Raw genomic sequence first — 20707 nt, forward strand, 5'->3', positions numbered from 1 at the left:
ACACGGGGCTTTTTTACGCGGGTACTGTTAGAACTTATACGAAGCGTTGACGTAGAAGGTACGGCCCAGCGGGTCGGTGTAGCGACCGTCGTAGCCGACCTGGTTGCCGCCGCCCGAGTTACGCACGGACAGCGGTGGGTCCTGGTCCAGCAGGTTTTTGATGCCGGCGGTCAAGGTCAGGTTCCTGATGTAGTTGGCCTTGATTTGGTAGTCGACGGTGGTGTACGACTTGACGTCGCGCACCAGGTCCGTCACGGCGCCGATGCTGCCGTCGGCGTTGATCACGCGCACGGCCTGGTCGTCTTCCGTGATCGGCTTGTCATGGTAGCCGGAACGGTAGTTGACGGTCAGCGAGTTGGTCAGCTTCTCCGAGGTTTTCAGCGAGAACACCATCTTCGACACCACGCGGAACACCACGTCGTCATAGCTGTTGAAGCGGCCGATGCTCTTCTCGGTGCCGACCAGCGGCACATCCTGTTCCGCCTTCAGCATATAGGTACCGGTCCAGTTCACGCTGGCCTTGCCGATCGGCGTGGCGGCGCGGAAGGTGGTGTCCCAGTCCAGGCCCTGGAAGTGCGAGGTGGCCAGGTTCAGCGGCTTGCGGACCGCCACCAGCACATTGCTCTTCTGGATAGGATCGGCGTACACGGCGATGTACTGGTTCAGTTCAGCCTTGGTGTACAGCTGGTCCTGCGAGTAGGTGCGGATCTGGTTCTTCAGCTTGACGTCCCACAGGTCCAGGCCGAACGAGAGCATGCTGGTCGGCTCCAGGCGGAAGCCCAGGGTCGCCTGCTTGGATTCCTCCGCCTTCAGCGCGCCGTCGCCGGTGGCCGGGTTGCCGACGTCGAGCAGCGCGTACTCCGACGAACCCGGACGGCAGTAGACCGCGCGCGGATCAGGTGCTTTGACCGGGCAAGGGAAGGAGTTCGACGAGCCGGCGTTCTTCAGCGGGTCGGCGATGTTGTTCATCGTCGGCGCCTTGAAGCCGGTGCCGTAGGAGCTGCGCAGCAGCAGTTGCTGGGTCGGGGTGTAGCGTACCGACAGCTTGTAGGTGGCCTTGGCCACGTCTTCGCCGACCTTGCCCGACGGCGAAGCCTTGCCGTTGGAATCGTAGCTGACGTTCTTCTTGTCGACGGCGGAGTAGCTGTCGTAGCGCACGGCGGTGGTCGCCTCCAGGTTCTTGGCGATCGGCAGCAGCAGCTCGCCGAACGCGCCCCAGTTGGTGCGGCTGGCGTCGAGCGCCTGGGCGCCGGTGCCGCCGCCGATTTCCACATCGGTCCAGCCCGGATTGCCCGGACCAGGACCCATGGCGATCTTCGACGGCGTGTCCTGGTAGGTCTGCTTGGTGAAGTCCGCGCCCACGCCCAGCGAGGCGGGGCCGCCCGGCAGGTCGAACACTTCGCGCGAGGCGTGCGCGCCGATCACGTCGAGCTTGGACTTGATCTCGTCGAGCTGCTGGTGCAGCACGGCCGGGGCCAGCACGGCGGCGGCGCCGGTGCTGGAGACGAAGGGGTTGTAGGCGCCGGTGCGCACCAGCTCTTCGAATTTGTCGCCGCTCATGTAGCCGGCCAGCGCCTGGTCGGTCTGCTTGTTCTGCGAATGGGTGAAGGACGCGCCCACATCCCAGCCGGCGTACGAGCTGTCGATGCCCAGCACGAAGTGGGCGGCATCGGTGCGGTACTCGTCGGTGCGGCCGCCGGCGTCGGCGCCGCGGTAGAACCACAGCGCGTCGGTGAGCTCGGCAGGGTTGATGCCCTTGCCGGCCAGCAGCGGCAGGATGCTCTTGTTGTAGGCGCCGATGTAGTTCTGGTTGGTGGTCTTGACGCCGGTGACCGGGTCGGTGCTGAACACCGTCAGCGGCTGGGCGGCCGGCGCGTAGCGCGCGGTGCTGGCGAACTTCGACAGCACCAGTTCGCTGAACACGGTGGTCTCTTTGTTCAGGCGCAGTTTGCCCGAGGCGAACAGGCTGTCGCGCTTGAGCTCAGGCAGCAGCTGCACGGTGGCCGGGTAGTCGAAACGGCAGGCGCCGCCGCGCGAGAAGGTGTTGGGCTGGGTGCAGGAACCCTTGTTCAGCAGGTCGGTGTTGAGTACCTCGTCCAGGTCGGTCTTCGAGTTCAGCACTTCGACGTTGGCCGGGGTCGAGTTGATACTGGTTTGCCAGGTCGCGTACTGCTTGCCGTTTTCGGTGAAGCGGCGCGCGCCGGTCTTGGAGAACTCGCGCTGGCTCGAATTGAGTTCCTTCTGCTCGTCGTGGCTGTAGGCCAGCAGCACGTTGTAGCCGTCGGTCTCGAGGTCGCCGAAGCCCTTGGTGATGGAGAGGTTGCCGCTCTTGCCGCCCGATTTCTGCGGGGCGTCGAAGTTGCCTTCGATGGTCAGGTCCTGGACGTTCTTTTTCAGGATGAAGTTGACCACGCCGGCGATCGCGTCCGAGCCGTACAAGGTCGAGGCGCCGTCGGTCAGGATCTCGACGCGCTCGACGGCCGACAGCGGAATGCTGGCCAGGTTGACCGCGCTGCCGGTGCCGTAAGGCGCCATGCGGCGGCCGTTCAGCAGCACCAGCGTGTATTGGGTGCCGATGGCGTGGATCGACGCGGTCTGGATACCGTTGCCGCCGCCGTTGACCGAGGTCGAGGAAGTAATGAAGCCCTGCATCGACGGCAGTTGCGCGACCAGGTCGGCCACGTTGTTGGCGCCGCTTTGATCGATGTCGGCGCGGGTCAGCGTCTGCACCGGCAGCGAACCTTCCTTGGCGATACGTTTGATCGACGAACCCGTGATCTCGACCCGGGCCACATTGTTGACGTCGCTCGTTTGCGCGATCGCCGCATGCATGCCCAAGGCCAGGCCGCCGGCGCACATCAGACGCACCGACCGCGCCAATACTGTTTCAACCATCATTATCTTGCTCTCCCATGTAAAAACGATGAACACCCAAGTGTCTTTAGTTTCTTGTGAAAAGAACCATTTGTTCTTCACTTCTTCATCAGAGCATCTGCCCGTCTTTACTGTCAATGTTGCAAACATTTATGAAGGGGCAAAAAACCGCCGGGTCCGGTCTAGACAACTGCACCCGGTTTCCACACAGAAAAGCGCTCTAATTTGGTGCACATGACATGCTTGGTAATTAAACATTGTTTATTTTGTAAAAAGAAGGGAAAGTACGGCGCCGGCGTAGCGGGGATGCAACAAACCGGTGCGCGTGCACGGCCGTTAATCTGCTTGCAGAATGATACAGAGCGTTACATTAACGCCACAGTTGTCGCCGCCCAGAACGCAAAAAGCCCCGTCTTCCGAAGAAGACGGGGCTGCCAGGCCGTCGGCGTGGCGCCGACGGCCTGGGGCTTAGAACTTGTACGACGCGGTCAGGTAGAAGGTGCGGCCCAGCGGATCGGAATAGCGACCGTCGTAGCCCACCTGGTTGCCGCCGCCCGAGTTACGCACCGAGAACGGTGGGTCCTGGTCCAGCAGGTTCTTGATACCGCCGGTCAGGGTCAGGTTCTTGATGTAGTTGGCCTTGATCTGGTAGTCCACGGTGGTGTACGACTTGACGTCGCGTTCCATCCCAGCCGTGCCGCCGATGCTGCCGTCGTCTTTGACCACGCGCACCGCTGCGTCATCCGCGGTCAGCACTTTGTCGTGGTAGCCGGAACGGTAGTTGACGGTCAGCGAGTTGCTCAGCTTGTCGGACGTTTTCAGCGCGAACACCAGTTTCGAGATCACACGGAACACCACGTCGTCATAGGAGTCGAAGCGGCCGATGCTCTTCTCGGTGCCGACGCCAGGCACATCCTGCTCAGCCTTGAGCATGTAGGTGCCAGTCCAGTTCACGCTGGCCTTGCCGATCGGCGTGGCGGTGCGGAAGGTGCTGTCCCAGTCCAGGCCGCGGAAGTGCGAGGAGGCCAGGTTCAGCGGCTTGCGGACCGCCACCAGCACATTGCTCTTCTGGATAGGATCGGCATACACCGTGATGTACTGGTTGGCCAGCACCGGATTGGTGAACAGCTGGTCTTGCGAGAAGGTGCGGATCTGGTTCTTCAGCTTGACGTCCCACATGTCCACGCCGAACGAGATCATGGTGCTAGGCTCCAGGCGGAAGCCGAGCGTGGCTTGCTTGGATTCTTCCGCTTTCAGCGCGCCGGCGCCGGTGGCCGGGTTGCCGCTGTCGAGCAGGCCGTATTCCGACGAACCTGGACGGCAGTAGACGAAGCGCGGATCGGTGGCAGTCTTGATCGGGCAAGGGAAGGCGTTCGACGAGCCGGCGTTCTTCAGCGGGTCGGCGATGTTGTTCATGGTCGGCGCCTTGAAGCCGGTGCCGTAGGAGCTGCGCAGCAGCAGCGCCTGGGTCGGGGTGTAGCGCACGGCCAGCTTGTAGGTGGCCTTGGCCACGTCTTCGCCGACCTTGCCCGCTGGCGAAGCGTTGCCGACGGTGTCGTAGCTGACATTCTTCTTGTCGACCGCGGCATAGCTGTCGTAGCGCACGGCGGTGGTCGCTTCGAGGTTCTTGGCGATCGGCATCAGCAACTCGGCGAAACTACCCCAGTTGTTGCGGCTGGCGTCGAGCGCCTGCGAACCCGTGCCGCCGCCGATTTCCACATCGGTCCAGCCCGGATTGCCAGGTCCTGGGCCCATGGCGATCTTCGCCGGCGTGTCCTGGTAGGTTTGCTTGGTGAAGTCGGCGCCCACGCCCAGCGACGCGGCGCCGCCCGGCAGGTCGAACACTTCACGCGAGGCGTGCGCGCTGACCACGTCGATCTTGGACTTGGTCACGTCCAGTTCCTGGCGCAGCACGGCCGGGGCCAGCAGCGCGGCGGCGCCGGTGGTGGAGACGAAGGGATTGTAGGCGCCGGTGCGGACCAGTTCCTCGAACTTGTCGCCGCTCATGTAGCCGGCCACTGCGCGGTCGGTCTGCTTGTTTTGCGAATGGGTAAAGGCGCCGCCGATATCCCAGCCCGCGTAGGAGCTGTCGATGCCGAGCACGAAGTGGGCGGCGTCGGTGCGGTACTCGTCGGTACGGCCGCCGGCGTCGGCGCCGCGGTAGTACCACAGCGCGTCGGTGACGTCGGCAGAGTTGATGCCCTGGCCGGCCAGCAGCGGCACGACGCTCTTGTTGTAGGCGCCGAGGTAGCTGTTATTGACGGTTTTCACGCCCGACACCGGATCGGTGCTGAACACGGTCAGCGGCTGGGCAGCCGGCGCGTAGCGCGCGGTGTTGGTGAACTTCGACAGCACCAGTTCACTGAATACGGTGGTCTCTTTGCCGACGCGCAGCTTGCCCGATGCGAACACGCTGTCGCGCTTGAGCTCAGGCAGCAGCTGGACCGTGGACGCGTAGTCGAAACGGCAGGCGCCGCTGCGCGAGAAGGTGTGCGGCTGGGTGCACGAACCCTTGTTCAGCAGGTCGGTGTTGAGCACGACGTCGTCGTTGGCGGTCACCACTTCGACGTTGGCCGGGGTCGAGTTGATACTGGTTTGCCAGGTCGCGTACTGCTTGCCGTTGTTGGTGAACTTATGCACGCCGGAGTTGGCGAAATCGCGCTGGCTGGCGTTCAGTTCCTTCTGCTCGTCGTGGCTGTAGGCCAGCAGCACGTTGTAGCCGTCGGCCTCGAGGTCGCCGAAACCTTTGGTGATGGCGATGTTGGTGCTCTTGCCGCCCGATTTTTGCGGCGCGTTGACGGTGCCTTCGATGGTCAGCTCGTGCTGGTTTTTCTTCAGGATGAAGTTGATCACGCCGGCGATCGCGTCCGAACCGTACAGCGTCGAAGCGCCGTCGGTCAGGATCTCGACGCGCTCGACGGCCGACAGCGGAATGCTGGCCAGGTTGACCGCGCTGCCGGTGCCGTAAGGCGCCATGCGGCGGCCGTTCAGCAGCACCAGCGTGTATTGGGTGCCGATGGCGTGGATGGAGGCCGTCTGCACGCCGCCGCCGCCACCGTTGACCGAAGCCGACGAGGTGATGAAACCCTGCATCGACGGCAGTTGCGCGACCAGGTCGGCCACGTTGTTGGCGCCGCTCTGCTCGATATCGGCGCGGGTCAGCGTCTGCACTGGCAGCGAGCCTTCCTTGGCGATACGTTTGATGGACGAACCGGTGATTTCTACGCGGGCGACGTTGTCGCTGTCGACGGTCTGCGCCACGGCGGCATGCATACCCAAAACCAGACCGCCGGCGCACATCAGGCGCACAGAGCGGGACAATACAGTTTCAACCATCATTATTTTCTGCTCCCAATTCAAAACGAAGAAATACACATTTGTGATTTGTATTTTTTATCGGCGATGCTTTGCCGTTCGAAAAAAACACTGACGTTCTTTTCATCTGGACATCAGATCACCCGGCGACATTTGCTGTCAACGGACAAACTTTCAAAGTGATACATAATAATCACTATTTACCTAATATCAACAATGCTCCAACAATGCCCTAAAAAACGCTCTAATTTGGTGCGTACAGCAAAAAAATGACGTGAAACATTGCACGACAATCAAAAAAGAAGCGAATATCTTGCAGGCTCGTCGGTTGAACGCAACAAGTTGGTGCGTGGCAATCCCGTGAACCTGCATTCATTCTGAAATGCAACGTTACATTTATGCGACAAGCGCCGCTGGTTCGGGACTGGCCCTTAGTTAATCGCTATCAAGCCGCCATTTCGGCCACGGAAGATTTGTTGTATTGTTTCGGCACTTACCAGCGGCTTGAGGAAGCGTATGCAGTGCATCAAATTCGCCGCCGCAGTGGCCGCCGCCTGTTGGTGCCTGGCCGCGCCGGCGGCCGGGCCGGTCAAGACCCTGCGCTACATCCTGCCGGCCGCCGAAGCGAGCTTCGATCCGGCGCTGGGGCGGGACCTGTACACCGGCCACATCACCGAAGCGATCTTCGAGACCCTGTACACCTACGACTACCTGGCGCGGCCGGTCAAGCTGGCGCCGGAGACGGCGGCGGCCTTGCCGGAAGTGTCGGCCGACGGCCGCAGCTATCTGCTCCGCCTGAAGCCGGGCGTCCACTTCACGCCCGACCCGGCGTTCGGCGGCAAGCCGCGCGAGCTGACCATGGCCGACTACGTCTACTCGTGGAAGCGGCTGTTCGATCCCAAACTGGCCTCGCCGAACACCTGGCTGTTGGAAGGCAAGGTGGTGGGCCTGGACGCGCTGGCCGCGCAGGCCAAAAAAACCGGCCGCTTCGACTACGACGCGCCGGTGGCCGGCTTCGAGCAGCTCGACCGCTACACGCTGCGCATCCACCTGACGCATACCGATTTCAGCCTGGGCATGATCCTGGCCTACGAACCGCTGGCGGCGGTGGCGCGCGAGGTGGTGGAGCGCTACGGCGACAGCAAGGGCGAGGTGGCCGGTCATCCGGTCGGCACCGGCGTCTACCGGCTGGGGCAGTGGCTGCGCGGCAGCCGCATCGTGCTCGAAGAAAACCCCGGCCACCGCGCCGAGCTCTGGGACTTCGCGCCCAGCGCCGAGGACCGCGCCGACGACGAACGCATCGTGCGCCAGATGAAGGGCAAGAAGATCCCGCAGATCGGCCGCATCGAGATCAGCATCCAGCTGGAGGACCAGTCGCGCTGGCTGTCCTTCACCAGCGGCGAGGCCGACCTGTTCTGGCTGGACGGCCCGCTGTCGCCCAAGGGCCTGGTCGACGGCAAGCTGCGCCCGGAGCTGGCCGCGCGCGGCATCCAGCTGTCGCGCATCGTCGATCCGGTGCTGACCTATTACTACTGGAATATGCGCGACCCGGTGGTGGGCGGCTACAGCAAGGAGAAGGTCGCCCTGCGGCGCGCGATCGCGATGGCGCACGACGTCGACGAGGAAATCCGCCTGGTGCTCAACAGCGAGGCGCGGCGGCTGGCGTTCCCGATCCCGCCCGGCGTGGCCGGCCACGACCCCGGCTACCAGGGCCTGCTGCGCTACGACCCGGCGCTGGCCAACCGGCTGCTGGACCGCTACGGCTACAGGAAGGGCGCGGACGGCTGGCGCACCCTGCCGGACGGCAGGCCGCTGCTGATCCACTACACCTCGCGCAACGAGGCGGCCGGCGTGCTGATGGCCGAGCTGTGGCGCAAGACCTACAACCGGCTCGGCATCCGCATGGAAAACCAGCGCATGATCTTCAGCGACATCCAGCAGGCCGAGCTGCTGTGCAAGCTGCAAACGCGCACCTACCAGTGGATGGCCGACTATCCCGACGGCGACAACTTCATGCAGCTGTTCTACGGCAAGAACATCAACCAGAACAACAACGGCTGCTACCAGGACGCGCGGTTCGACCAGTGGTACGAGACCAGCCACCGCATGCCGCCGGGACCGCAGCGCGACGCGCTGTACCGCAAGATGGCGCGGTTGCTGGAAGTGCAGGCGGCGGCCATGCCGGCCTATTCGCGCTATCGCAGCATGCTGGCGCAACCGGGCGTGCTGGGGTATAAGAAGCATCCCATCCTGCACCAGGAATGGAAGTACATCGATATCGAGCGCAAGGACCAGGAATGATTGCCTACATTGTGCGCCGCCTGTGGCAGATGCTGCCGACCATGCTGGGCGTGGTGCTGCTGGTGTTCGTGCTGTTCAACTGGGTCGGCGGCGATCCGGCCTTCATCCTGGCTGGCAAGATGGCCAATGCCGAGAGCATCGCCAACATCCGCCACCAGCTCGGCGTCGATGAGCCGGCCTATGTGCAGCTGGGGATCTTCATCAGGCAGATCGCCACCTTTGATTTCGGCCTGAGCTGGGCGACCGGCGAGCCGGTGTCCCACATCATCGCCACGCGGCTGGGGCCGTCGCTGACGGTGCTGCTGCCGCTGACAATATTGGAGACCTTGCTGGGCATCGCGCTGGCGCTGACGGTGGCCTTCGTGCGCGGCTCGCTGACCGACCGCGCGGTGATGATCGCCTGCACCGTCGGCATGTCGATCAGCATCCTGGTGTACATCATCGTCTTTCAGTACGGGCTGGCTTACAAGCTGGGCCTGTTCCCGGTGCAGGGCTGGGGTGTGAGCTTCTGGGAAAACCTGCTGCGCTACGCCAGCTTGCCGATCCTGATCGGGCTGGCCGTGTCGATCGCGCCGACCTTGCGCCTGTACCGCAGCTTCGTGCTGGACGAGGTGGGCCAGGACTATGTGCGCACCGCGCGCGCCAAGGGACTGAGCGAGCGCCGCGTGATGTGGGTGCACGTGCTGCGCAACGCAGCCATTCCCATCATCACGCACGTGATGGCCAACCTGCCGGCGCTGCTGATCGGCGCCTTCCTGCTGGAGCGCTTCTTCGGCATACCCGGCATCGGCCGCGAAGTGATCCTGGCGGTCGAACGCAGCGACTTCCCGGTGATCAAGGCGGTCACCGTCTACGTGGCGGCGGCCACCATGCTGTTCAACCTGTTGACGGACTTGCTGTACCAGGCGGTCGATCCGCGGGTGCAGCTGACATGACGGCCGTCGTGCACAAGGTCTCGCCCGGATTGTGGCGCCTGGCCTGGCGGCGCCTGTGCGCGGACCGCGTGGCCATGGTGTCGCTGGCCGTGGTCGCGGCCTTTCTGCTGATGCTGGTGCTGTCGGCCGGCGGTTTGATCGCGGCGGACTGGGAGGACGAGGTCGGCGTCAATTATGCCCCGCCGGGCTTTGTCGGCGCCATGCCGGCGGCGCCGATGGCGCCGGTCCAGGCGGCGCAAGCGTTGCCGGACAATCCCTTCGATCCGCTGGCCGACGACATCCGCGCCTTGCGCGCGCAACTGGCGGGCGAGGGCGCGCCCGACATGTACGGCGTGAGCGATCCGCTGGCCGACGATCTGGCGCAGCTGCGCGGGCGCGCGGGCGCCGCAGCAGCAGGCCCTGCTGGCGCTGGCCGTCTGGCGACTTTGCCGTTCGGCGGCGACAAATGGGGCCACGACATCATCAAGAAAACTATCAAGGGCGGCGAGACCTCGATCGTGGTCGGCCTGGTGGCGGCCTTGCTGGCGGTGGGGCTGGGCACGCTGTTCGGCGCCTTGTCCGGCTACTTCGGCGGCGTGGTGGACGATATCTTCAACTGGTTCTACAGCATCTTCACCGCCATCCCGTCGGTGCTGATGATACTGGCCGTGGCCGCCGTCTTGCAGCAGAAGGGCGTGCTGACCATCGTGCTGATCCTCGGCCTGACCGGCTGGACCGGGCCCTACCGCCTGATCCGCGCCGAGTACATCAAGCACAAGGCGCGCGAATACGTGCTGGCCGCCGACGCCATTGGCGCCTCGCACTGGCGCAGGATGTTCACCCACATCTTCCCCAACGTCAGCCACGTCGCGCTGGTGCAGATGTCGATCCTGGTGGTGGGCTTCATCAAGGCCGAGGTTATTCTCAGCTTCCTCGGCTTCGGCGTGCCGGTCGGCGTGGTGTCGTGGGGCAGCATGCTCAACGAAGCGCAGAACGAACTGATACTCGGCCGCTGGTGGCAGTTGAGCGCCGCCGCCATCGCCATGGCGCTGCTGGTGACGGCTTTCTCGCTGTTCACCGACGCGCTGCGCGACGCCCTCGATCCCAAGGTGAAATGATGGACGATAACTACCTGCTGGAGATCGTCGACCTGCGCATCGCCTTCCGCGTCGACCGCCACACCACGGTGGAGGCGGTCAAAGGCGTGTCGTTCCGGGTGCCGCGCAACGCCACGGTCGCGCTGGTGGGCGAATCGGGCAGCGGCAAGTCGGTCAGCTCGCTCGCCGTGATGGGCCTGCTGCCGCCGGACACCACCGTCATCGATCCGGCCAGCCGCATCCGCTTCGACGGCCGCGACCTGCTGGCCTTGTCCGCCGATGAGCGCCGCGCCCTGTGCGGCAAGGACATCGCGATGATCTTCCAGGAACCGATGTCGTCGCTGAATCCGGTCTTCACGGTCGGCGCGCAGATAGTCGAGGTGCTGCGCCTGCACCTGGGCATGAGCGCGGCCCAGGCGCGCCGCCGCACGCTGGAATTGCTGGACGAAGTCGGCATCCCCGATCCGGCCGTCAAGATCGACGCCTACCCCAGCCAGATGTCCGGCGGCCAGCAGCAGCGGGTGATGATCGCCATGGCCATCGCCTGCGAACCCAAGCTGCTGATCGCCGACGAGCCCACCACCGCGCTCGACGTCACGATCCAGAAGCAGATCATGGAACTGCTCGCGCGCCTGCAAAAACGCCACGCGATGGCGGTGCTGTTCATCACCCACGACCTGGGTCTGGTGGCGGAGATCGCCGACCACGTGATCGTCATGCGCCACGGCGAGGTGCGCGAAGCCGGCCCCGCGCAGGACGTGCTGGAGCGGCCGCAGGACGGCTACACCAAGGCGCTGCTGCACTGCCGTCCGTCGTTGGATGCGCGGCCGTGGCATCTGCCGGTGATCGCCGACTACCTGGCCGATGTTGAGCACCAGCGTTACGCCGGCGGCGACATCGCCGAAGGGCAGGGCGTGACGCCGCTGCATCCCTTGGAACGCCAGCGCGGCTACCGTCCGGACGACGAGCCGGTGCTGGTGGTGAACAATCTGAGCAAGAGTTTCTATCTGCGCCAGGGCTGGTTCGGCAAGCGCGAGTTCCAGGCCGTGAAGGATGTGTCGTTCACGCTGGCGCGCGGCAAGACCCTGGGCGTGGTGGGGGAATCCGGTTCCGGCAAGACCACCGTCGGCCTGACCTTGCTGCGGCTGCACCAGGCCACGGGCGGCAGCGCCATGTTCGACGGCCGCGACCTGCTGGCGATGCCGGCCCGCGAATTCCAGGCTTACAAGCGCCGCATCCAGATCATCTTCCAGAACCCGTATGCGTCGCTGAATCCGCGCTTCACGGTGGGGCAGATCCTGCTGGAGCCGATGCGCATCCACCGCATCGGCGCCGATGACCGCGAGCGCATCGCCATCGCCCATGGGCTATTGGAAAAGGTCGGGTTGCCGGCATCGGCCTTCCAGCGCTATCCGCACGAGTTTTCCGGCGGCCAGCGGCAGCGCATCGCCATCGCGCGCTGCCTGACGATGCAGCCGGAAATCCTGGTGTGCGACGAATCGGTGTCCGCGCTGGATGTGTCTGTGCAGGCGCAGGTGCTGAACCTGTTGCAGGATTTGCAGGACGAGTTCGGCCTGTCCTACATCTTCATCTCGCACGACCTGTCGGTGGTGAAGTACATCGCCGACCAGGTGATGGTGATGCACCAGGGCGCCGTGGTGGAAATGGCCAATTCGGACCAGTTGTACCGCGACCCCGCCCATCCCTACACGCGGGCGCTGCTGGCGGCGATCCCGCGGCACGGTTAAGCGCTTTTTAAGATAAGATAACTGGATGGCGAATTTAATCCTTTTATTGCAAGAGTACGGCGTACTGATCGTGTTCGCGATCGTGCTGGTTGAACAGATCGGCTTGCCGATTCCGGCGTTCCCGCTGCTGATCGTGGCCGGCGCCTTGTCGGTCGATGGGGACAGCAACTGGCTGGCCGTGTTGTCGGTGAGCGTGATCGCCTGCCTGATCAGCGACTATTCCTGGTTCCGCGCCGGCCGCTACTACGGCAAGCGCATCCTGCGCCTGTTGTGCAAAATTTCGCTGTCCCCCGATTACTGCGTCAGCCAGACCGAAGACAACTTCAACCGCTGGGGGCCGAAGGCGTTGGTGGTGGCCAAGTTCATTCCCGGATTCAATACGATCGCGCCGCCGCTGGCCGGCGCCATGGGCACCAGCAATGGCGTCTTCCTCGGCTTCAGCGTTGCCGGCGCCATCGTCTGGAGCGGCACCGGCATCGCCATTGGCGCCGGCTTCCACACCCAGATCGACCAGGTGCTGGAGATCCTCAGCACCATGGGCACCACCGCGCTGATCGTGCTGGGGGTGTTGCTGGTGCTGTTCATCGGTTTTAAATATATCGAGCGCAAGCGTTTCCGCCAGTCGGTCGAGATCGACCGCATCACCATCGACGACCTGAAGAAATTGCTGGAGCAGGGCAAGGCGCCGGTGCTGGTCGACGCCCGCAGCGTGACGGCGCAGATGCTGGAGCCGGCCGTGCCGGGCGCGCTGCTGTTCAACGGCGGCGAGCCGATCCCGGAGCTGATCGCGCTGGACAAGAACCACCACATCATCGTCTATTGCAGCTGCCCGAACGACGTCACCGCCGCCCACGTGGCGAAGGAACTGATCGGCCACGGCTACCACCGCGCCAAGCCACTGCACGGCGGCCTCGACGCCTGGAACGCCGCCTTCGGCACGCCGCGCGAGGTGGACGAGGGCAACACGGCGTCGGTGGGTTAGTTTTTGGCCTGAGGCTGGCTATCGATCAGCTTCAGGCTGTCCTGTTCGTAACGGTAATAATAGGTTCCGTTAGCTCCTTGCTCGTTGCGCATGCCTCGTATCACGAGCAGCGTGCTGTCGGGACGAAACTCGATAGGTTCCGCGTCATAATCCCGGCCGCAACAGACGGTAAATGGCAGCCAGTTCACCGTACCGTTGCGCGCATCCAGTATCGCCCCCATCAAACACCCCGCTCCGCAACCCCAGACGGTCAGAACATAGTGTCCTGCAAAATTAACTGGTTGCTGGGCACCCAGGTTCAGCCTGGTGCGATATTCCCGGTCCATCTTGGTACGTAATATTGGCTTGGCAACTTGGCCGGAATAGCGTTCGCTGGTGTGGAAGCGAAAAAAGGGCGGTGTCACCGGCTCCGCTCGCCCATTGGTGCTGCTCAGGGCTAGCATGGTTGCGGTCAACAGGACAGGCAGAGGTCTCATGGCTTGGCTCTCCCTCGGAAAAGTGACCCAGACTCAAGATTGTGTGCATTTCTCCCTGTCGGTTTTGAGCCGGCGCAACCGCCAGGCATGCGGCGATATGGCATGCAAAAATCGTAGTCATACTACGCAAAAAAAATTCCAGTTTGTAATTTCATGTGGCAAAGCTGCTGCATGTGTACTAAAACTACAAACTTCGCTTGCCTCGCGGAGTGAAAATACCTTAAGCTTAGGCCTCAACTATTTTCGATCTATCATGACAGCTCAGTCCCTCCAAACGCCTCCCTCCCTGACCACTGCTTTCCCTGGTGGCCCGCGTCTGCTGGCGGACATCGGCGGTACCAACGCGCGCTTTGCGCTGGAGACCGCCCCGGGCAAGATTGAGGCGATCGAAGTATTGGCTTGTGCCGCATATCCAACCCTGGCCGCCGCCCTGGTTGCCTATCTGGCCTCGCCGACCGTTGCCCAGGCCGGCGTCGCCGGCATCCGGAATGGCGCGATTGCCATCGCCAATCCGGTCACCGGCGACATGGTGCGCATGACCAACCACCACTGGGAATTCTCGATCGAGGCGCTGCGCCGCGAAGTCAACTTCGACATCCTGGTCGTCGTCAATGACTTTACCGCGCTGGCGAGCTCCTTGCCGCAGCTGTCGGCCACCCAAAAACACCAGGTCGGCGGCGGCAACGGCATCGCCGGCACGCCGCTGGGCCTGATCGGCGCCGGTACCGGCCTCGGCGTTTCCGGCCTGATCCCGGGCAAGGACGGCTGGACCGCCTTGCTGAGCGAAGGCGGCCACGTCACCTTCTCGCCGGCCAACGCCACCGAAGTCGCCATCCTGCAATTCGCCTGGAAAGAATTCGACCACGTCTCCGCCGAGCGCCTGATGTCCGGCGCCGGCATCGAACTGATCTACCGCGCCCTGGCCGACCACACCGACATGCCGGCCGAAAAGCTGAGCGCCGCCGACATCTCGCGCCGCGCGCTGGCCGGCGAATGCACCTTGTGCGACGAAGTCATCGAAGCGTTCTGCTGCATGCTGGGCACGGTCGCCGGCAACCTGGCGATCACGCTGGGTGCGCAGGGCGGCATCTATATCGGCGGCGGCATCGTCCCGCGCCTGGGTGAGCGGTTCGACCGCTCCGGCTTCCGCGCCCGCTTCGAGGCCAAGGGCCGTTTCTGCCATTACCTGTCCGAAGTGCCGACCTGGGTCATCACCGCCGAGTACCCCGCATTTGTGGGCGTTTCTGCAATCTTGTCGGAAAGACTTGCTGCCGCGTAAGGCTAGTTACATTTCATGACGGCGAAATGCGCTTTTTGCCGTTTTATCAGGTACAATTCGGCTTGTTGGATGAAATGTCTTTGATCGGTCACGTGTGTTTTCGCCCGAAAACTGCGCTCCCCGGCCACGTTTCACGTAGAAAGCAAGGGCCTCGGCCATTGCCGGCATGTCCCTCTCTCCCGCCTGGCGCACATCGGCCCAGGCGTCGGAAAAACAGCTTCAGCGAGTTATACCTGCAGGCAGCATCATAGATGCCGCTATTGCCTCACTGAATGTGATTGAATTCTTTCTTGCATGAAAATGCAACCACAAGATTGCTATGGATACAGCAGAGGCTAAAAGAGTCCTCGAAACCGCTTTGCTATGCGCTCGTGAGCCATTGTCGATCCACAGTCTGAAGAAGCTGTTTGTCGAGGTGGATGACCAGGACAGGCCGCGCGGACCCGGAGTCGGTTCCGATACGATCAAGGAATTGCTCGAAGAATTGAGGCTGGACTGGGCAGGCAAGGGTGTGGAAGTAATCAGCCTGTCGACTGGCTGGCGCTTCCAGAGCCGCCCCGAGATGAAGTTGTACCTCGACCGCATGAACCCGGAACGGCCGCCCAAGTACTCGCGGGCGACGCTGGAAACACTGGCGATCATCGCCTACCGGCAGCCGGTGACGCGGGGCGATATTGAAGAGATACGCGGCGTAGCCGTCAATTCGCAGACGATCAAGATGCTGGAAGACCGTGGCTGGGTAGACGCCATCGGTTACCGCGACGTCGTCGGCCGCCCGGCATTGCTGGGCACCACCAAGCAGTTTTTAGATGACCTGGGCTTGAATTCGCTGTCCCAGCTGCCTCCTTTGCAGCAAATCAGCGATACGCAAGGCGGTGGCCCCGACATGGCGGCGCTGGAAGCGGCCTTGCAGGAAAACTTTGACAAAGCGGCACACAATGCCGCGCAACAAACAGATGGTACGGAAAGCGAGTTGCCAGTGGCCGAAGCAGAAGCCGCGACTAGCCCGGAAGCCGGCCACGAAGCACAAACACAATCCGCGCCCGATGTAACGGTTGACGCTGAGCACAACCAAGAAACGAATAATGAACAATCCTAATTCCCCAGAGACAGTCAACGACGTAGTGCCGGCCGAAGTGGCCGCCAAGCCTAAACGTCGCACCAAAGCCCAGATCGAAGCCGATTCGGCAGCCGCGGCGTCCGCCGATGCGCCAGTCGCCGCCAAGGCCAAGCGCAAACCCAAGGCGGAAGCCGAAGTGGCCGCCGCCGATGCGCCGGCCCCAGTGAAAAAGCCGCGCGCCAAGCCGGCCGCCAAGTCGGTCGAGGCCGTCGAAGCCGCGCCGCAAGCCGCCGCGCCCGCGGCAGCCGAAGCGCCGGCCAAGGCCCCGCGCGCCAGGAAACCGGCCGCCGCGCCGGCAGTGGATGCAGCGCAAGCGGCCCCAGCTGCAACTCCGGCTCCAGCAGTTGAAGCGCAAGCCGCTCCTGCTGAGGGCGAACGTGCAGCGCGCGGCCCACGCGGTCCGCGTGGCCCACGCCAGATGCGCGAACAGCGCGCCGTGCGTGAAGCCTTGATGCCGCCGCGTCCTGAGCCGGTAGTAGCCGCCGAAGGCGAAGCCGCTCCCGCAGTCGACGGCGCAGCGCCGGTCGAAGGCGGCAAGCCACGCCACGAGCGCGGCCCGCGTCCAGACGGTCAGCGCAATGGCAAGAACGGCAAAGGCAAGAACGGTAAGCCGCAGCGCGGTGGTCCTAACGCCGGCGGCGTCAAGACCAGCGATGCGGATGCCGCATTCTCCTACGTCACCTCGGACGCCTTCGACAGCGACGAGCCGGCCAAGGGCCGTCACGCCGCGCCGAAAGTGGTGCGCCGCGACCTGACCTCGGACGACGACGCGCCGAAGCTGCACAAAGTCCTGGCCGAAGCCGGCCTCGGTTCGCGCCGCGACATGGAAGACCTGATCGTTGCCGGCCGTGTGTCGGTCAACGGCGAGCCGGCCCACATCGGCCAGCGCATCCTGCCGACCGATGCCGTGCGCATCAACGGCAAGCTGATCCAGCGTCGCGTCAGCAAGAAGCCGCCGCGCGTGCTGGTGTACCACAAGCCAGCCGGCGAAATCGTCTCGATGGACGATCCGGAAGGCCGTCCATCGGTGTTCGATCGCCTGCCGACCATGAAGGCAGGCAAATGGCTGGCCGTCGGCCGCCTGGACTTCAACACCGAAGGCCTGCTGCTGTTCACCACCTCCGGTGACCTGGCCAACCGCCTGATGCACCCGCGCTACCACATCGACCGTGAGTACGCGGTGCGTACGCTGGGCGTGCTGGAAGAGGGCATGCGCCAGAAGCTGCTGGCCGGCGTCGAGCTGGAAGACGGCCTGGCGCAGTTCACCAAGATCGCCGACGGCGGCGGCGAAGGCATCAACAAATGGTATCGCGTGATCATCGGCGAAGGCCGTAACCGCGAAGTGCGCCGCATGTTCGAAGCGATCGGCCTGACCGTGTCGCGCCTGATCCGTACCCGCTACGGCGCGATGAGCCTGCCAAGCAGCCTGAAACGCGGCCGCTGGGAAGAGCTGGAAGAGAACACCGTGCGCGACATGTTGAGCGCATACGGCGTCGACAAGAAGGGCAGCGACACCCCGGCCGCGCCGCGCGGCAAAGGCCCGCAGCAAGCCAAGCCAGCCCAGAACAAGGGTCCTGAAAAGCGTCCGCAGCGCGGCCGCGACGCCGAGCGCGACGATCGCGATTTCGACGATGACGAGGATGATCACGACGAACCGAACTTCAACCGCGCCGACGTCAGCAATGACAACGCCATGCCATTCGCCAAGGTCCCACGCGGCAATGGCCGTGGCCAGGGCGGTTTCGGTGGCGGCCAGGGTCGTCCGGGTGGTGGTGGCCAGGGTCGTCCAGGCGGCGCCCAGGGCAGCGGTCGCCCAGGCGGCAACGGCAATGGCCAGGGTCGTCCTGCTGGCGCGCAGACGTCCAGCCGTCCAGGCGGTCGTCCACAAGGCATCGGCGGTTACGCTGGTGGCCGTCCGCTGGGTGAAGGCCCGGCGCGTCCGCAAGGCCAGGGTGGTCGTCCACAGGGGCAGGGTCGTCCGCAAGGCGGTCAGGGTGGGCAGGGCGGCCAGGGCGGTCAGGGCGGCGGTCAATCGGCCAAGGGTCCGAGCCGCGGTCCGCGTCAGCCTGATCCGCTGCAAACCACCTTCGGTTTCGGCAATGCCAGCGCGCCGCGCCGCAACCAGCCACCGCGTGGCGGCGCCATCGATCATGGCATGCCGCGCCGCCGCAAGGGTTAATTGCCGGCTTTACCCCGCAAGGCGATGACGCCGCGGGGTCGGACCCCGGATGGGGTCCGACCCCTCTGTCGCGGTGCGGGGTAGAGCGCCGCATCGCCCCTGTTTCCGGGACTTGTAGCCGTTTGTGAACTGTTGCGTACCTGCTTTTCCGACCCGTGCGGCATTGCAGCGCAGATCATATAAGGTTATAATAACCAGCCTAGTAAAAGTTCTTCTCGGGTTACTTCCCTAAGAATGCTTTCATCTGGTTGGTATTACAAGAAGATGGGCAGATGCCCATTTTTTTTTTGGTGAACCGTTTTGAACGGCCTGTTTTTAACAAGTTGGAAACAGGCCTTGATTTGGAGAATTTCTTGCAGCTGCCGGATTTAATTGAAAAGACCGTCGCCGGTCTGGGCTATGAGCTGGTTGATGTCGAACGGGCCGAGCGCGGAGTGCTGCGCGTCTTTATCGATTTCACCGCCGCCGATGCCGAAGAAAAAGGCCCGATTACCGTAGAGGATTGCGCTACGGTCAGCCACCAGCTGTCGCACGTGCTGACGGTCGAGAACGTGAACTACGAGCGTCTCGAAATCTCGTCGCCAGGGCTGGATCGCCCGGTGCGCAAGCTGGAAGACTTCGTGCGCTTTGCCGGTTGCGAAGCAATCGTCAAACTGCGCACCGCAATGCCGGGTACGAACAACCGGAAATCGTTCCAGGGGATACTGCAAGAACCCCAGGGCGATAATTTGTCGTTGGAATTTGAAGGTACTGATGGTCCGGCGCTGTTGGAGTTTACGCTCGCCGATATGGATAAGGCACGCTTGGTGCCACAGGTGGTTTTTAAGGGACGCAAAGCATGAGTCGCGAAGTTTTGTTATTGGTAGACGCGCTGGCGCGTGAGAAAAACGTCGATAAAGATGTGGTTTTCGGCGCGTTGGAGTTCGCGTTGGCGCAAGCCACGAAGAAACGCTATGAAGGTGAAGTCGATATTCGCGTTTCGATCGACCGCGAGTCGGGTGAGTTCGAATCCTTCCGCCGCTGGCACGTCGTGCCCGACGAGGCTGGCCTGCAACTGCCGGACCAGGAGATTCTGCACTTCGAAGCCAAGGAACAGATTCCGGACATCGAAGTGGACGACCACATCGAAGAGCCTATCGAATCCGTCGAATTCGGCCGCCGCTTTGCGCAAGACACCAAACAGGTCGTGCTGCAGCGCGTGCGTGACGCCGAGCGCGAACAGATCCTGGTGGACTTCCTGGAGCGCGGCGACTCGCTCGTGACCGGCACCATCAAGCGCATGGAACGCGGCGACGCGATCGTCGAGTCGGGCAAGATCGAAGCCCGCCTGCCACGCGACCAGATGATCCCGAAAGAAAACCTGCGTATCGGTGACCGCGTCCGCGCCTTCATCCTGCGTATCGACCGCAATATGCGCGGCCCGCAAGTGATCCTGTCGCGCACCGCTCCAGACTTCATCATGAAGCTGTTCGAGCTGGAAGTGCCGGAAATCGAGCAGGGCATGCTGGAAATTAAATCGGCGGCGCGCGACGCCGGCGTCCGCGCCAAGATCGCCGTCTACACGGCCGACAAGCGCATCGACCCGATCGGCACCTGCGTCGGCATGCGCGGTTCGCGCGTGCAGGCCGTGACCGGCGAACTGGGCGGCGAACGCGTCGACATCGTGCTGTGGTCCGAAGATCCGGCGCAATTCGTCATCGGCGCGCTGGCGCCGGCCAACGTCTCGTCGATCATGGTCGACGAAGAGAAGCACGCGATGGACGTCGTGGTCGACGAGGAAAACCTGGCGATCGCGATCGGCCGCTCCGGCCAGAACGTGCGCCTCGCTTCCGACCTGACCGGCTGGAAGATCAACATCATGACGGCCGAAGAATCGGCCGACAAGGCAGCCCAGGAAACCGCGGCGGTGCGTGCACTGTTCATGGAAAAACTGGACGTCGACCAGGAAGTCGCCGACATCCTGGTGGAAGAGGGCTTTGCCAGCCTGGAAGAAATCGCTTACGTGCCGATCTCCGAAATGCTGGAAATCGAATCGTTCGACGAAGATACCGTCAACGAACTGCGCACCCGCGCCCGTGACGCCCTGGTCACCGAAGCGATCGCTTCGGAAGAAGGCCTGGAAGGCATGGACGAGGCGCTGGTCGGTCTGGAAGGCATGGACCGCATCACCGCCGGCAAGCTGGGCCTGGCTGGTATCAAGACTGTAGAAGCATTTGCTGCACTGGCTTACGACGAATTTGGCGCCATCCTGGCCCTGTCCGCCGACCGTGCACGAGAACTGATTAAGAGTGAATTTGAAGATGTGACCGACGATGAGATGAAGTTGGTTGACTCAAAGTACGACGATCGTGCCAAAGGCTTGCAAGCCAAGGCATGGAGTCTTGCCGAATCCGCAAAGGCTTAATTTGAGTATCTTTATCAT

At 63.3% G+C, this 20707-nt stretch carries 13 protein-coding genes; 10 read left to right on the forward strand and 3 right to left on the reverse strand.

Annotation, left to right across the window (positions count from 1 at the left end):
• Nucleotides 1-27 precede the first annotated feature (27 nt).
• Nucleotides 28-2898 carry a TonB-dependent receptor domain-containing protein gene (locus KVP70_RS29790; protein WP_217946009.1) on the reverse strand — a complete coding sequence of 957 codons (2871 nt, stop codon included), beginning with the start codon at nucleotides 2896-2898 and terminating at the stop codon, nucleotides 28-30.
• A gap of 444 nt (nucleotides 2899-3342) precedes the next feature.
• The gene (locus tag KVP70_RS29795; RefSeq protein WP_217946010.1) at nucleotides 3343-6213 is read right to left on the reverse strand and encodes a TonB-dependent receptor domain-containing protein; all 2871 of its coding nucleotides are present in this window, start codon (nucleotides 6211-6213) and stop codon (nucleotides 3343-3345) included.
• Nucleotides 6214-6705: 492 nt separating this feature from the next.
• Between KVP70_RS29795 and KVP70_RS29800 the strand changes: the two genes are divergently transcribed.
• Genes KVP70_RS29800 through KVP70_RS29820 form a run of 5 tightly spaced genes read left to right on the forward strand, consistent with a single transcriptional unit; the run spans nucleotide 6706 to nucleotide 13231 of the window.
• Nucleotides 6706-8490, forward strand: a complete 1785-nt coding sequence (locus KVP70_RS29800) for an ABC transporter substrate-binding protein (RefSeq protein WP_217946011.1) — start codon at nucleotides 6706-6708, stop codon at nucleotides 8488-8490.
• Complete coding sequence (locus KVP70_RS29805; protein ID WP_217946012.1) at nucleotides 8487-9425, forward strand: ABC transporter permease; 939 nt, start codon at nucleotides 8487-8489, stop codon at nucleotides 9423-9425. Before KVP70_RS29800 ends, KVP70_RS29805 begins: the two co-directional genes overlap by 4 nt.
• Nucleotides 9422-10522 carry an ABC transporter permease gene (locus tag KVP70_RS29810; protein ID WP_217946013.1) on the forward strand — a complete coding sequence of 367 codons (1101 nt, stop codon included), beginning with the start codon at nucleotides 9422-9424 and terminating at the stop codon, nucleotides 10520-10522. Before KVP70_RS29805 ends, KVP70_RS29810 begins: the two co-directional genes overlap by 4 nt.
• Nucleotides 10522-12249 (forward strand): ABC transporter ATP-binding protein, encoded by a 1728-nt coding sequence (locus tag KVP70_RS29815; RefSeq protein ID WP_217946014.1) that lies wholly within the window; start codon nucleotides 10522-10524, stop codon nucleotides 12247-12249. Before KVP70_RS29810 ends, KVP70_RS29815 begins: the two co-directional genes overlap by 1 nt.
• Before the next feature lie 25 nt (nucleotides 12250-12274).
• The gene (locus KVP70_RS29820; protein ID WP_217946015.1) at nucleotides 12275-13231 is read left to right on the forward strand and encodes a VTT domain-containing protein; all 957 of its coding nucleotides are present in this window, start codon (nucleotides 12275-12277) and stop codon (nucleotides 13229-13231) included.
• On the opposite strand, the gene KVP70_RS29825 is transcribed toward KVP70_RS29820, so the two are convergent.
• Entirely contained in the window at nucleotides 13228-13707 is a 480-nt protein-coding gene (locus tag KVP70_RS29825) for a hypothetical protein (protein WP_217946016.1), read from the reverse strand. The two genes, KVP70_RS29820 and KVP70_RS29825, sit on opposite strands and share 4 nt — an antisense overlap.
• A 253-nt stretch (nucleotides 13708-13960) precedes the next feature.
• On the opposite strand from KVP70_RS29825, the gene KVP70_RS29830 reads away from it, so the two are divergent.
• From KVP70_RS29830 to nusA, 5 genes are all read left to right on the forward strand, one after another.
• Nucleotides 13961-14986: a glucokinase gene (locus tag KVP70_RS29830; RefSeq protein ID WP_217946017.1), complete on the forward strand. Its 1026-nt coding sequence runs from the start codon at nucleotides 13961-13963 to the stop codon at nucleotides 14984-14986.
• Nucleotides 14987-15305: 319 nt separating this feature from the next.
• Nucleotides 15306-16085, forward strand: coding sequence for an SMC-Scp complex subunit ScpB (scpB, locus tag KVP70_RS29835; RefSeq protein ID WP_217946018.1), 780 nt, complete (start codon nucleotides 15306-15308; stop codon nucleotides 16083-16085).
• Entirely contained in the window at nucleotides 16072-18285 is a 2214-nt protein-coding gene (locus KVP70_RS29840; RefSeq protein ID WP_217946019.1) for a pseudouridine synthase, read from the forward strand. Before scpB ends, KVP70_RS29840 begins: the two co-directional genes overlap by 14 nt.
• 353 nt (nucleotides 18286-18638) lie before the next feature.
• Nucleotides 18639-19127, forward strand: coding sequence for a ribosome maturation factor RimP (rimP, locus tag KVP70_RS29845; protein WP_026335094.1), 489 nt, complete (start codon nucleotides 18639-18641; stop codon nucleotides 19125-19127).
• Nucleotides 19124-20689, forward strand: a complete 1566-nt coding sequence (gene nusA / locus KVP70_RS29850) for a transcription termination factor NusA (protein WP_008445733.1) — start codon at nucleotides 19124-19126, stop codon at nucleotides 20687-20689. Before rimP ends, nusA begins: the two co-directional genes overlap by 4 nt.
• The last annotated feature ends 18 nt before the right edge of the window (nucleotides 20690-20707 follow it).

This window comes from Duganella violaceipulchra (assembly GCF_019166075.1).
Taxonomy (GTDB): Bacteria; Pseudomonadota; Gammaproteobacteria; order Burkholderiales; family Burkholderiaceae_D; genus Rugamonas; species Rugamonas violaceipulchra.